The organism is Aureimonas ureilytica DSM 18598 = NBRC 106430, from assembly GCF_000382705.1.
Classification (GTDB): domain Bacteria; phylum Pseudomonadota; class Alphaproteobacteria; order Rhizobiales; family Rhizobiaceae; genus Aureimonas; species Aureimonas ureilytica.
Genome location: NZ_ARQE01000003.1, coordinates 563,498 through 576,187, shown reverse-complemented (window position 1 = coordinate 576,187; position 12,690 = coordinate 563,498). Strand labels below are relative to the sequence as shown.

Annotated in this window: 20 protein-coding genes; 15 read left to right on the top strand and 5 right to left on the bottom strand. The window is 68.6% G+C overall.

Features of this window, described 5'->3' with window-relative positions; all coding sequences use genetic code 11:
* Nucleotides 1-63: 63 nt before the first annotated feature.
* Nucleotides 64-657, bottom strand: coding sequence for a TetR/AcrR family transcriptional regulator (locus B146_RS0109965; protein ID WP_019994349.1), 594 nt, complete (start codon nt 655-657; stop codon nt 64-66).
* Nucleotides 658-730: 73 nt separating this feature from the next.
* Between B146_RS0109965 and bdcA the strand changes: the two genes are divergently transcribed.
* Nucleotides 731-1,444 (top strand): SDR family oxidoreductase, encoded by a 714-nt coding sequence (gene bdcA / locus B146_RS0109960; RefSeq protein WP_019994348.1) that lies wholly within the window; start codon nt 731-733, stop codon nt 1,442-1,444.
* Between the two features lie 135 nt (nt 1,445-1,579).
* Here the strand turns inward: bdcA and B146_RS0109955 are convergent, their stop codons facing one another.
* On the bottom strand, nt 1,580-2,035 hold the full coding sequence (locus tag B146_RS0109955) for a hypothetical protein (RefSeq protein WP_019996291.1): 456 nt from the start codon (nt 2,033-2,035) through the stop codon (nt 1,580-1,582).
* A gap of 352 nt (nt 2,036-2,387) precedes the next feature.
* A complete protein-coding gene (locus B146_RS0109950; protein WP_019996290.1) occupies nt 2,388-2,663 on the bottom strand; it encodes a hypothetical protein in 276 nt (91 codons plus the stop codon).
* Nucleotides 2,664-2,684: 21 nt separating this feature from the next.
* Between B146_RS0109950 and B146_RS0109945 the strand changes: the two genes are divergently transcribed.
* The 14 genes from B146_RS0109945 (at nt 2,685) to B146_RS28985 (ending at nt 10,126) form a co-directional block, all read left to right on the top strand.
* On the top strand, nt 2,685-3,740 hold the full coding sequence (locus tag B146_RS0109945) for a hypothetical protein (RefSeq protein ID WP_019996289.1): 1,056 nt from the start codon (nt 2,685-2,687) through the stop codon (nt 3,738-3,740).
* Between the two features lie 536 nt (nt 3,741-4,276).
* On the top strand, nt 4,277-4,540 hold the full coding sequence (locus B146_RS0109940; protein ID WP_019996288.1) for a hypothetical protein: 264 nt from the start codon (nt 4,277-4,279) through the stop codon (nt 4,538-4,540).
* Between the two features lie 89 nt (nt 4,541-4,629).
* Nucleotides 4,630-5,061: a hypothetical protein gene (locus tag B146_RS0109935; RefSeq protein ID WP_019996287.1), complete on the top strand. Its 432-nt coding sequence runs from the start codon at nt 4,630-4,632 to the stop codon at nt 5,059-5,061.
* Between the two features lie 92 nt (nt 5,062-5,153).
* Nucleotides 5,154-5,717 (top strand): hypothetical protein, encoded by a 564-nt coding sequence (locus B146_RS0109930; protein ID WP_019996286.1) that lies wholly within the window; start codon nt 5,154-5,156, stop codon nt 5,715-5,717.
* Between the two features lie 47 nt (nt 5,718-5,764).
* Nucleotides 5,765-6,343 (top strand): hypothetical protein, encoded by a 579-nt coding sequence (locus B146_RS0109925; RefSeq protein ID WP_019996285.1) that lies wholly within the window; start codon nt 5,765-5,767, stop codon nt 6,341-6,343.
* Between the two features lie 105 nt (nt 6,344-6,448).
* The gene (locus tag B146_RS25640) at nt 6,449-6,757 is read left to right on the top strand and encodes a hypothetical protein (protein ID WP_019996284.1); all 309 of its coding nucleotides are present in this window, start codon (nt 6,449-6,451) and stop codon (nt 6,755-6,757) included.
* A 107-nt stretch (nt 6,758-6,864) separates the two neighbouring features.
* Nucleotides 6,865-7,335: a hypothetical protein gene (locus tag B146_RS0109915; RefSeq protein WP_019996283.1), complete on the top strand. Its 471-nt coding sequence runs from the start codon at nt 6,865-6,867 to the stop codon at nt 7,333-7,335.
* A gap of 94 nt (nt 7,336-7,429) precedes the next feature.
* Nucleotides 7,430-8,113, top strand: coding sequence for a hypothetical protein (locus tag B146_RS0109910; RefSeq protein WP_019996282.1), 684 nt, complete (start codon nt 7,430-7,432; stop codon nt 8,111-8,113).
* 90 nt (nt 8,114-8,203) lie between these two features.
* Entirely contained in the window at nt 8,204-8,593 is a 390-nt protein-coding gene (locus tag B146_RS0109905) for a hypothetical protein (protein WP_019996281.1), read from the top strand.
* Nucleotides 8,590-8,859, top strand: coding sequence for a hypothetical protein (locus tag B146_RS0109895; RefSeq protein ID WP_019996280.1), 270 nt, complete (start codon nt 8,590-8,592; stop codon nt 8,857-8,859). Before B146_RS0109905 ends, B146_RS0109895 begins: the two co-directional genes overlap by 4 nt.
* A complete protein-coding gene (locus tag B146_RS0109890; RefSeq protein ID WP_019996279.1) occupies nt 8,859-9,296 on the top strand; it encodes a hypothetical protein in 438 nt (145 codons plus the stop codon). Before B146_RS0109895 ends, B146_RS0109890 begins: the two co-directional genes overlap by 1 nt.
* The gene (locus B146_RS0109885; RefSeq protein WP_019996278.1) at nt 9,293-9,475 is read left to right on the top strand and encodes a hypothetical protein; all 183 of its coding nucleotides are present in this window, start codon (nt 9,293-9,295) and stop codon (nt 9,473-9,475) included. Before B146_RS0109890 ends, B146_RS0109885 begins: the two co-directional genes overlap by 4 nt.
* Nucleotides 9,476-9,534: 59 nt before the next feature.
* Nucleotides 9,535-9,807, top strand: a complete 273-nt coding sequence (locus B146_RS0109880; RefSeq protein WP_019996277.1) for a hypothetical protein — start codon at nt 9,535-9,537, stop codon at nt 9,805-9,807.
* Between the two features lie 169 nt (nt 9,808-9,976).
* Nucleotides 9,977-10,126 carry a hypothetical protein gene (locus B146_RS28985; protein WP_019996276.1) on the top strand — a complete coding sequence of 50 codons (150 nt, stop codon included), beginning with the start codon at nt 9,977-9,979 and terminating at the stop codon, nt 10,124-10,126.
* A 79-nt stretch (nt 10,127-10,205) separates the two neighbouring features.
* Here the strand turns inward: B146_RS28985 and B146_RS0109870 are convergent, their stop codons facing one another.
* The gene (locus B146_RS0109870) at nt 10,206-12,320 is read right to left on the bottom strand and encodes a DotA/TraY family protein (protein ID WP_019996275.1); all 2,115 of its coding nucleotides are present in this window, start codon (nt 12,318-12,320) and stop codon (nt 10,206-10,208) included.
* Complete coding sequence (locus B146_RS29365) at nt 12,317-12,589, bottom strand: hypothetical protein (RefSeq protein WP_019996274.1); 273 nt, start codon at nt 12,587-12,589, stop codon at nt 12,317-12,319. The genes B146_RS0109870 and B146_RS29365 overlap by 4 nt, the downstream gene beginning before the upstream one ends.
* Nucleotides 12,590-12,690 lie beyond the last annotated feature (101 nt).

The following is a 12,690-nucleotide window of genomic DNA, read 5'->3' as shown; positions in this document are numbered from 1 at the left end:
CGACCCTTCGCAGACATCCACTTCGTTACACACGGCGATCAAAAGCGGTCGTTCGAACCGAGCCTACTCCATCAGCGCGGACCGGATCGCCGAACTCGCTAGGCGTGCCGTCGTGCGAAGCTGGTCGAGACGGTGGCCGCTGCGTGCCTTGGCCGACAGGCCGAACAGGGTCGTCGCCACAAAGTCCGTCAGGACCGCCGCTTCCGCTGCATGGCGCTTCGCAATGTGGTCCCGGATCTGTGTTTCCACGGCAAGGTTGTAGGCCAGAGCCGCCTCGCGGGCCTGCGCATCGTTGCAGCGGGTGCCTTCCACCACAAGACAACCGGCTGTCTCCGGATCGGCGGCATAGTGGTGGGCTGCTGCATCCAACAGCGCCGTCAGGTTGTCTGCCACGGGACGGTCCTGTCTCAGGATATCGTCGAGCGGGATTGCTCCCATCGCTGCGTAGCGTTCCAGCACCCGTGCGTAGAGCCCCTGCTTGCTGCCGAAGGCCGAGTAGAAGCTCGGCGGCTTGATGCCCAGAACATCGATGACATCGGCAACACTTACGGCATCGAAGCCGCGGGCGCGAAAGAGATCGGCGGCGACCGCGACCGCCTGCTCCGTGTCGAAGCCGCGGGGCCGTCCGCGGGACCGGGGTATTTTTGTATTAGACATTACAGAACTCGTTGACGGCCTAAAGGCCCATATTTATGTAGCGACTCCTAAGTTATTCCTCAAGGAGGCGGACGTGACGACGTTTCAAGGCAAGACGGTTCTGGTTCTGGGTGGAAGCCGCGGGATCGGCGCCGCGATCGTGCGGCGCTTTGCAGCCGACGGCGCGGCCGTGACCTTTACCTATAGCGGCTCACAGGCCGCGGCCGAGGTGCTGGCTGCCGAGACCGGAAGCCGTACCCTTCGAACCGACAGCGCCGACCGGGACGCGGTGATTGCGACCGTGCGCGAAAGCGGTCCGCTCGACGTCCTGATCGTCAATTCCGGCTTCGCGATCTTCGGCGATGCGCTGGACCAAGACCCGGACGAGATCGACCGCCTGTTCCGTGTCAACGTCCATGCGCCTTACCATGCTTCGGTCGAGGCGGCGCGACACATGCCGTCGGACGGGCGGATCGTCGTGATCGGCTCGGTGAACGGCGACCGCATGCCCGTGCCCGGCATGGCCTCCTATGCGCTGAGCAAGTCGGCCCTTCAGGGGCTGGCCCGGGGTCTAGCCCGCGATTTCGGGCCACGCGGCATCACGATCAACATCGTGCAGCCCGGCCCCATCGACACCGATGCCAACCCGGCGGACGGACCGATGCGGGACCTCATGCACGGCTTCATGGCGATCAAACGCCACGGCCGGCCCGAAGAGGTCGCCGCCATGGTCGCCTGGCTCGCCGGTCCAGAGGCTGGCTTCGTGACAGGGGCCATGCATACGATAGACGGGGCCTTCGGCGCTTAGCAGTTCTCCCTCAACCAGTGAGGAAATGGTCCGCTTTCTGCCTCGGTCGGCGGAAAGCGGACAGTCGCCTTTCCACCCAAGCTCGTCACGAAGAAATTCGTTACGTCTTCCGCACGGGCGCCCGGTCGGGGCGGTTCACTCGTCCATGTAGCCGTCGTCCGCCGACCCCGCCTCCGGCCCCTCCATCGCCGCCAGGATGGCACGGTCTAGGCTTGCGCGGGCCGACTTCGGCAGCTTGGCGGCTTTGAGCCCCGCGGAGACCCGGCTCTCCATCGCGGCGCCCGCGAAGAAGGGGTACGGGGGAACACCTAGGCTCATCCTGGCTTGAAGGTCGGCGACCGATGCCGCGACGTCGAGCGCCGCGCACTCGGCCAGCCCTCCGGCCCCGCCCTTGGCCTTGGGCGACCGGTAGCAGGTCCGGACGGCATCCGCGGCCGCGCTGATCCCGCCCTCGCGATAGATAGCCCCGAAGCGCTCGACGCCGCGCGCAGCCCCTACCTTCGTAGCGCGATCGAGGTCGGGGCCGGCGACGGCGGCGGTGGACGACAGCGCGAGAATAGCGAAGAGGGATACGCGGGCGGCGTGGCGCATGGAGGCTCCTGTCTGGTGGAGCCGCCACCTTCGCACGGTGCCCCCTACCGCGAGTTGCCCGGATCGTTCGCATTGTCGCGACCCCGTCGCGGGCGGGATCGGCGTGACGGCCGCCACCACATCCGCGCTTGACGCCCGCGAGCACCGGCGACAGCCTGAAATGGATACCCCCGCGTCATCGCGCTGCCAGGCGCTCGGCGGGGGTCCATAGAGGCGAGAGAATCATGGCGTCCATGCTGGATGCCGTCAATCTATTGGCGGCACACGTTTGACTTGCGGGCTGGGACATACCCCAGCCTCCCCGACGCCCCACTCTGTCCAAATCGCGTGTCAACAATTTGGGTCCGCCTCGCTACCCGCGTCCGTCCGCGAGTTCGAGACGCGCTGGGAAGAGGAAGCCTGGGTCCGCGCCGTCGTAGCGGACTGCAAGCAGCCGTCTCGCGGCCCCCTGAAGCCCGGAGCGGAACTCTTCGTAGCCGCTGCTGCCAGCCGCCGCGACCTGATCCATCGGCGGCTTGCGATCGGCTTCCAGCACTTCGGCGGAGAGGTCGCGGGCGAGTACCGCGACGCCTTCATCGAACAGGGCTTGCGATCCGCCCGGCACCACGTCCTGCGCCGGCTCGTTCACGCGATCCCGCGGACGAGCAGGATGCAGGTTGGGCGCGACAAGGGCGCGGTCTGGTCCACCGACTCCAAGCTCCTCGGGCTGGACGAGCCATACGTTCACGTCAACGGCACCGTCCGCGCGGTCCTGCGGATCGACCTCGACCGCATCTTCGAATCGTGGGGCGACCTCTACCTCGCGGTCGAGGAACTGGCGCTGCCGTGCTTGCCGTCCGTCGTCGTCGGCCGCGAGGACGATAAGGGTCGCGTAAGGCGCCCGCACGTCCTGTTCTTTCTGCCCTACGGAGCCGGCGTCTGGTTCTCGGACGATCCGCGTTGCCGCCGGGACATCATGGACCTATGGCGCGGCGTGCTCGCCGGGATCACGCGCGCCTTCCTCCCGCTCGGCGCCGACCCCGGCGGCCTGTCGAACCCGACCAAGATCAAGAACCCCTTGAGCCCGTTCTGGGACATCCGGGTTTGGAACGAGACCGTGTTCCCGACCCTCGGAGAGTGGGCGGAATGGGTGGACACGTCCCGACGTCGACGCGACCTCGCCAAGGAGGCTGCGGCCGGCCTCTCCGGCATGACGAAGAAGGCGTCCAACGCGCTTTTCACGGATATTCAGGCGCTCGCCTTCGAGGCGTTGAGAACGTGGCACCGTGCCGGCGATGCCGACTACGTGCGCGCAATCCTGATGAAGGACCGCGATGCCATCGCCGAGCGGCTGTTCCGCGAGTTCGTCGGAGGGGCGAGTGCCAGCGCCGGGAATCCGAAGCAGGCTCAGGCGATTCTCTACCGGGTGACGACCTACGCAGCCGACCACTGGGACCCCTCGAAATGCTCGCTCCGGGCAGCTCGCGACGTCGGCGCTTGCGCCGAGGCGGTGGCGCAGCTCAACGGCACGTCCGCACGACAGGCGGTGGGTGCCCGCCACACCCATGCTACGCGCCGCAGCCGTTCGGCCGACGCGATCCGCGAGGCGATCGACGCGGCCCGCGCCGCTGGGGAGCCGGTCACCGTCTCAGGTATCGCGCGCTGCGTCGGCAAGGACCGCAAGACCGTCCGGGCGAACTGGCCTTCCGGTGAGCCTGCGGCCTGAGGGGTGGGGAGTATGGTCTATAGTAAAAAAGCAGGGATGGTTCTCGGTACCGGATCACACTCTTCCCGTCGAACGCATTTCCCTCTCAACCGCCTGGGCTGCCTCGCCGTTGTGTCGTCTGCGCTGGGCCATCGACTGGCGTCCCACTCGGAGAGTGGTGGAAGGGCAAGGCGACGAGGCGCAACCACGTCCACTCGCGCTCAGCGCCGCCGTCGGCACCAGTGCAACGCTATCGAATCCTTCGATACGTACATTATCTGTCCGTTACGCCGATCCACCGCAAGTCCTAGGTTAAAATCTAGTTGTTCTGGATTGCGTCGCTTCGACTACGGCAAGGATTCAAGTTCAGTTCGACGCACTGGGCGTACTGTCAACAATTCCGCGCCAACGGATAAGTTCGTTACGGATCGAGGAAACTTCCCGCAGACACTAGGGGTGTTTGTCTGCGGGAAGTTTCATGCTCGATCTTCTTCATTTTCGATCGCTTACCCGGTTGACGCCCGTTTCGATCCACGCCACGTTTTGTGGAGAGACACATGACGGAGCGACAAACGATGAACGAGACCGACAACCTTCCCCCTGCCCGCCGCTGCGGGGCCATGCCGATCGGGGAGCGGGCGATGACGGATGCGGAGCGCTCCCGCCGCTACCGCCGTCGGCATTCCACCACCCGCCTTCTCCGGCTTCCGGCCGAGCCCGCAGATCGTCTCACCGCTGAAGCTGATCGTCTGGGCGTCGAGGTTGGGGCGGTCCTCGCGCAGGCCCTGGCAGCGATGGACGGACGCTGCGGCGCGGCTTGAGGCTGCCGCTCCTCCGACTCCTCCACTCATGGGAGCGGTCGGATGAGGGGCAGCTACCGTCCCTTCGACAACCATCATAGGAGGCATTGATGGAAGCAGACTTCACGAAACCCGACGCGAGGACCGTGTGCGTGCTCCTGGCTACGGGCGCCTACGACGCGCTGTCCGAGTACGGCTTGGAATCCAAAGAGGACGCCTGGGACCTGCTCGACGACCACCAGCGCGTCGTCGTCCTTGCAGAGCAGCCGATGCTGTGGCTGGAAGGTTTCGAGCACGCCCGGACCGGGGTGCAGCTCGAGAACGTGCCGGGCGTGCCGTTGGGCTGGACGACCTACCTCTGGGCCGACAACGGTAACGTGGGCGCTTACTTTCGACACGTCGACGGATCGTTCGAAGATGCCGTTCAGTGCGAGTCGAAAAGACTGCTGAAGTCGCTCAACTACGAGCAGTACCTGACTGAGCCTGAGCGCGTTGCGTCGGACCTCTGGCGGTGGGTCGCGTCCCGACGCCGGGCAGCCTGACCACGGGCGGGCATTGTGCCCGCCCTTCTTCCGACCGCCGCGCAGCGCGACCGTCGGGAGAAGGGCAAAGCCTTCCAACACAGGACACATCAATGGCCATTCATAACGCGGGCGACACTACGTCGCCCCGAACGATTTCGCTCGAGTTCCTGACGCTCGTGACCGGAGAGACGCTGCGGATGGAGCGGACCGACGTGGAGGATCACGTCGTCGAGAAGCTGAAGCCGGTCGTCCTTGACGGAGGCGGACCGGTCCTCGGATGGGACGTCCGCATGGTCCCTTGCTGCGAGCCCGGAGGCGCGGCCTTCGAGATCTGGAGGGAGGATGTTTGGATTTCCTCCTGCTGTGTCGCCTGGAGCGAGGAGGCCGCCCCCGGGATGTGGCTGGTCACCCAGGCCTTGGCCGAGCCGGCGCTCGGCTCCGTTCCGACTGAAGCCCCCAGGGGGCTGCCCTGGCTCACCTCCGTCATGATGCCCGACGCCAGAAGGACCAGCTTTCTGTTCGTTCTCGGGGCTTCCGACCTCGAGCAGTCCCTCGCCTGGACGATCATTGAATGCGCCGACGAATTCGAGCGCAGCTCGCAGGCGCTACTCGAGAACCTGCCTTTCGCCGATCCCCAAGAGGCCGGCCGACGACATGCCGTTCGGCGAAACTAAGGCTGAGGCGCTGGCGGCGTTCGCGTCAAACCACGGAGATCGCTGACATGCAGTCGATCATCGAGATCACGGTCGAGCACCTCGAACGGAGCGGCCCAGCCTGGGGCGCGCCGCTTCACACCTCGAATTCCGATGAGCCGCGCACCGCGGCTATCGGCCTCTTCCCTTCCGGGGGGCTCGAACTCCTGCCGGACATCACGGACCCCTACAGCCCTGCACAGGGCGGGTTCGCGAAGGCGCTTATTCCGCTCTACGGCGGCATTCGCCGCGATGCCTTGGTTGCGCTCCTCCGCCGCCTCGTGCCCGATCTTGGGACGATCCTCGACGGTGCGGAGGACGGCGCCTTCACCAAGGAGGCCTTGGAACTCCTGGAGAACATCAGGACCGAAGCGGGAAGGCGTGGGTTCGGCGAGGACGGCGCCGCCAGCATCGAGCACTTCCACTACTACGTCGGAGATACGGTGAGCGACCTCGGCATCGCGCCGGACACGACCGATGATGACCTCGCCCGGATCGAGGCCACGCTCAGGGCCAATGCCATCGCGCAGGAGGTCATGCTTGTGGGCAACGTCCGCGCCTTCCTGCGGGAGGTCCGGGAGAACGCTGCCGAGATCGAGAACGCCTGACGATCTGGGCGGGCACCCAGCCCGCCCCTCTCCCGGCTGCCGCGCAGCGCGACGGCTCGGAGAGGGACGGCCAGAACCCTCGAACCAGCCACAAGGAGGCACACTATGGGCATCAAGAAGGTCGTCGGCGGACTGCGCTACGACACGACCAAGGCCGAGGCAGTCTGCCGCTACGAACGCGGCTACCCCCGCGACTTCGAGTACGAGGACACCACGCTCTACCGCACGTCCGGAGGCCGCTTCTTCCTCGCTGGGGAAGGTGGCGCGCGGTCCCGATGGGCCGAGCGGGTGAGTGGCGGCCTACAGGGCGGCGAAGGCCTGATCCCCATCACCGTCGAGGGGGCCCGTGAGTTCGCGGAGCAGCATGCCGACGCCGAGACGGTGGAGCGGTTCTTCGCGGTCGAGGGCGCCTGACGATCCGGGCGGGCACCATGCCCGCCCTTCTCCCGGCCGCCGCGCATTGCGACGGCCCGGAGAGGGACGGCCAAGACGGCACCACTCGCACCCCGACAAGAGGCAGCATGGACGAGCAGCAGACCACCATCACCCAGGTCCACGACCTAAGGCAGGCCATCCGGGACGGCATCGCGTCCGGGGCCATCAACGCCCGCAACGACGCGCCCACCATCCGCGAATTCTACCGCGTCTCCGCCGAGATCACCGACGAGGAGATCGACGCGGCGCATGTCGCGGAACTGCACAGCGAGTTCGCTCCTGTCCTGCTCCTGACGCTCGGCGGCACGGTGCACGTCCAGTCGGACCAATTCGACGACGAGGACGCGATCGCCGATGCCGCGCGCCAGCTCTCGGAGATCGGAGGGGAGCCAGTCACCGTCGAACGGGTGCCCGACCGCCAGCGCCAGGAGGGTGATTTCGTGGCCGTGCGGATGCCCGAGGGCACCTACGAGGCTCATGACCATGACCTCGTAGCGCGCTTCGGCATTGAGGTCGGGACCTACCGCCAGCGATCCGCTGCCGAAGCCGCCGCCTGACGACGACCCCGGCGGGCCACAGCCCGCCGCCTTCCACCAAGCCGCCGGTCATCGGCCCGGCGGCTTGGTGGGGAGCGGTTCCCCGGAGAGACCCATGGAAAAGACGATCGAGAAGGTAGCGGCAGCATACGCGTTGTCCGCGCACGATGACGTGCATGCCAACGGACGAACCTACGTCAACGACCGCTTCTCGTCGGTCGAGGAGTTCGTCCAGTTCGAGTTCGACGGTGATGCATCCGACGAAGCCGACAAGCTCGCGGCCCGCTTCGGCGTGTCGCGGGAGGAGGCCCGACAGGCATTGGAAGCGGCTATCGCCGACGTCGACCTTGGCTACGTGAACGCAGCTTGGCGCGAGGAGTGGCTCGACACGACCGCCTCGGAAATGGCCGGGCGCGATGCCGAGGAATGGGTTTCGGCTTGCTACGACGAAGAGGGCTTCGACCCCTCCAACGCCGCGTACTGTGAGGACGAGACGTACCAGCCCGAACTCCGCGCGGCCTTGGCCGAGGCGGGCTTCCTCTCGGAACTGACCCCCGCAGATGCGGCGCTCTACGAGGACACCTTCCAGGCGCGCGTGAACGTCCTGGTGGCCCAGCGCGACAGAGAGGCCGTCGAGGCCGCGGTAGGGTCGATGGCATCGGAACATGTCGAACGGCTGTACGCCCTCATGTTCGAGGAGGTCGGGGACGAAGCACCAGGTGCCGGGAAGCGGCTGAACGAGTTTGTGCTCGCCGGCATCTTCCACGAGGTGATCGAGGCGGCCTTGGAGGCGCGCTAGGCGCCGGCGGGCTACGGCCCGCCGCTCCCCACCAAGCCGCCGCGACGACCGCGGCGGCTTGGTGGGGAGCGGTTCCCCGGAGAGACCCTTATGGACATCGAGAGAGATTTGACGCCCTCGGGCGAGGGCGAGCGGCCGCCCTATGCCGACAAGTGGGACAGCCTGTCCGACTGGATGCGCGTGAACCTGCGCTCCCGGGACGCGCGCTACTGGTCGGACGCGTACCCCCACACGATGACCGGCATCGCCGTCGAGCACGTCGCCGGCGTGCCGCGCGGCTGGACCGTCCACCTGTGCGTGGACGACGGCGAGGCGGTCGCGATGTTCTACCCGCCCGCCGGGCAGCCGGGCACGGTGTCGGTCGTGAGCCGGGCCGACGACATCGCGGCGAAGATGGACCTCTACCGTCGCTACCTCTGGGAGCCGCGCGACCTCGCCGCCGACATGTGGGAGCAGGGCGAGCAGGAGGCGGCACGATGACGAAGCCGGCAGACCTCCTCAGGTACATCGACCGCCCCGGCTACGAGCGCGCCTGCGCCGAAGCCGGAACCGTGCCGCTGCCCGACCACGAGACCGCCCGGCTGGCCGAGACCGGGTACGAGCGACTGGCGGATCTCGCGTCCGCCGGCGCCCCGATGGCTGCGAGGGCGGCCCTCGCCACGCACCTCCGCCGGGGCTGGTCGCTCCACAGCGGCCAGGCGGAGACGACCCCGGTCGGGACGCCGCTTCTCGAAGGGGTGATGTGATGACTGACGACCAACTCGACGCCGTCATCCGCCAAGCGCTGGCCATCCGCTACGGCCAGGCGCCCGTCCATGCCGCGGCAGCCGCCGTCGCCCTCGGCGTCGCGGTGCGCACCGACCTCCGTCTCACGCACTGGACGCACGAGACCGGCGGCGAGTGGAGCGCCGCGATGGTCGGTGCCGCCGACCCGCGCGAGGCCGACGCGGACGACGACGGCTCCGGCCGCGAGCGGCCGAGGCTGCTCCTCACCGTTGCACCAACGACGAGCGGCTGGCGGGCGACGGTGGAGAAGGGTCTGGCCGTCGTTCCGGGCGGCGACATGCCGCCTCTGGCCGACGCGATCGAGGACACGATCGGCGCCGCGATGGCGCGGGCCGCGCGCGATGCCTGGATGCTCGTCCATCGCGATCCGGCGCTCGCCGCAGGAGGATGCTCATGACCACGTACTCCGATCTGCGGAAATCGCTCTGGCAGGAGATGCGCGAAGCCGAGGACGCGTATCTCAAGCTGCGCGACGAGGCCGGAGCCTCGGACGACGACCTCGCGCTCGGGCGGCGTTGCCACGAGGCCATCACCGTCGCATGGAGACTGGCGGGAATCCTCGCCGACGAAGTCTGACCTGGACGCCCGAACGGCCGCGCCGCACGCTGGTCTCTCGACCACCAAGGAGGCCCCCCATGCTGCCGATCGTCCTGACCAACGCCCTCCACCGCCGCCCCTGGACGCGGCGCCTCGTCCTCGCCGCGGGCTACCTCGGCGGGACCGTCGCGCTCGCCTACGGCGGCCTCCTGTTCTGGACGGGCAGCATGAATGACGCGATGGAGTCTGGCTGGTGGATGGTCGGCGGGATCGCCGCGTGGCACTACACCGCGGAGGCCCAGACCCTATCCCAGCGCGAGCGCAGGGCCGCGTTGCCTGCTGTCAGCAAGCCCGATCCGATCGAATCCTAAGCCGCCTGGACGCCGTTCCGTAACGCCTCTACGGCATCCTCGGTCGCGGGCGCCGATGCCCAAGCGCGAGCGTCGCCGACACGTCGGCGAGGCAGCTACCCCCGGCCGGGATGCCGCTGGTCGAGGCCGGAACGGCCGCCGGGGCGGCCAGCAGATCGAGGAAACGACCATGGGACAGGCAGCCATCCAGATCACCGCAGGCATCCGCAGCCGCTGGGTCCGCGCGCTGGCGGTCATGGGGCTGATGGCCCTGCCGCCCGTCATGCTCCTGAGCGCCCCCGTCGTGGTCTACGCCGTCTGGAAGGCCCTCTACGGCTAAGGCCGGCAGGGTTCGCCGGGAACGACGAAGGGCGCCCGCATGGGGCGCCCTTTCGCATGTCTGCCGCGTCCTCGAGCACCTAGGCCGCCGCTCCGGGGCCGCCGGCCGCCGTCGCCGCAGCCTTCGCCCCGAGCTTCATCCCGGCCTTCGCGCCGTGCCCGCCGTCCTCTGACCCGCCGCCCGTCCTGCCGGACCCTCCGCCGCCCGGCTTCGGAACGTGGCGGGCGCCGCCCGTGACCCCGGCGACGACCGTGTTCCCGGCGTCGTCGTCGCCCCACGACGAGGCGCTGTAGCCGATGAACTCGGCGACCTTGGCGGGCATCTGCGTGACCATCCGGTACGACCACTGGATGATGGACCACTGGACGTAGAGCATCACGACGACGGACACGATCACCCCGACCGCCCCGATCGTCTGGCCCGCCTGCGAGGACTTGAAGGCGGCGTTGTAGCCTTCCAGGAAGGCGTTGAGGATCACCGCGTTCATCATGTGCATGGCGACGAAGGCGCCGACGGTCACGATCGGTCGGAGCATCACGCCGACCAGCAGGGAGACGTAGCCCTGACGCTGCGCCTGTCCGACGAGCTCCGGCTCGTCCAGCCTCACGTGTAGGAAAGCCCATATCGGAACCGCGATCGCCGATTTCACGACCTCCCACGCCCATGCGGCCAGCGCGAACGTCATGTAGATGAACGGGACGAGCGGCACGAGGTAGCAGAGCATCGCCCCGACGACGACGGCGCCCGCGATCAGCGGCCAGCCAGCCAGCATCACGAAGTCGAGCAGGCCGCCGCCGATCCCGCCGAACACCGCGCTGCCGCTATAGGCGACAAGCGCCGTGGCCCAGGCTGCCTGCCCAGACACGAGCAGCAGGGACCCGAGCGACATCAGGTCCCCCATGGGATCGACGCGCACGCCGTCGTACCCCGTCAGGTAGTCGGTGACGGGCAGTGTGATCGACTCCACGACCGCCGACAGGAGGTTGCTTCCCTGCGCCGCGTCCCCCGTCAGCGCCTCGCTCGTCGAGAGGGCGGCGAGCGCGGTTCCACGCCGTAGCTGGCCGTCCAACGTCGCAAGGGCAGTTCCGACCGCCCCGTCCAGCGTCTCCCACGCCGCAGGGTCCGGCTTGGTGCGTTCCGCGCGTTCGGCGACGGCCTCGGCGGACACGAGCGACGAGTGCGCCAAGGTCCGGTAGTAGCTCCCAAGCGCGTACCAGCCCCGCTCCTCGATGTCCCGGAGGACGAGCGTGCGCATGTCGCCGTCGTCGCCGTTCGAGAGCTTGGCGGCCACCGCCGACAGGCCCCGGTCGTAGCGCTCGCCGGCCTCGCGCAGCGCGGCATCGACGCCCTCTCGAAGGTAGCCGAGCCGCGCGTAGGCCGTCTCCGCGTCCGGCCCCGCGACATGGGTCTCGGACAGCGTCTTGACCGCCTCCGCGAGCCGCGGAATCCACGCCATCGCGCGGGCCTCCGAGATTACCGCGGCGACCGCCGCACGCCGCGCGTGACCGAACTCTCCGGCGCCGAACGCGTCCGCCGTCGACAGCGACAGCGACCCGCAGGCCGGACCCCACGACCACGCGTAGCCCGTCACCCGCGCGGGCTGGTCCTCGCCCCACGGGAACCAGCTTGCACGAGCCGGCGAGACGACATCCATGCCGGCCGGCGGGGGCAGCACCGCCGCCCCGTCGCCCTCGATCATCTGGTTCGCCCGCGCGGCGGCATAGGCCTGCGCGCAGACCTCGGACTCGATCACCGCGAGCACGACGTCCCGGCCGTTCGCCGACACGGGCGAGAGCGGATGCCCGTCGCGCAGCACGTACTCCGCCGCGCCGGCGGCGGCCGCGTTCGCCATGTTGAGGCCCGGCCGCGCGAACCCGTCCCGCAGCACGTAGTGGACGACGGACAGGCCGCCCGCGACCGGCACGAGGCACCCGAGGCCCAGGACGACGCGGATCATCGCCGCCGCACCCGACTGGCGCTCGGACAGCGCCTCGCCGCGCTCGGCCGCGCGCAGGACCATGGACAGCAGGGCGTAGGAGAGAACGCCGCAGGCGACGACGAGCAGGCCGGCCGAGAGGTAGCGGACGACGGTCGCGAACGCCGTGGTGTCCGACGACAGCGGCAGGATGGTGGTGACGATCCGCCACCCCACGTCCGTCGCGGGCGGTTCCTTCAGGAGGTCAGCCGGGCTCACTGTCCCGCCCCCTCGAACTCGGGCACGGGACCTCTCGCCATGTCGGCGAACAAGGCCGCGTCCCGCGGCTGCATCCGACCAACCAGCGCCGACAGAATCCAGTCCGGCGCAGTGCCGTCGCGCAGCGCCGCGAGCAAGGCGCCGCCGAGGACGACCTTGCGCCTCGTGTCGTCGCGGCGGCGAGCTTCCCGGAGCGCGGTGTCCGCGCTGGCGAGGGCCGCTTCGAGGCGCGCCTTCTTCTGCGCGAGCCGGTTGAGGTCGAGTGCCATGCGGTGTCCTCCCGTTCGTGCCGATCGACTCATCGCCGCCGGCGGAATCCGAAGCGCGGATCGGAAAACTCTTCCGCTCCGAGCGGGCCAACCGCCAGTTT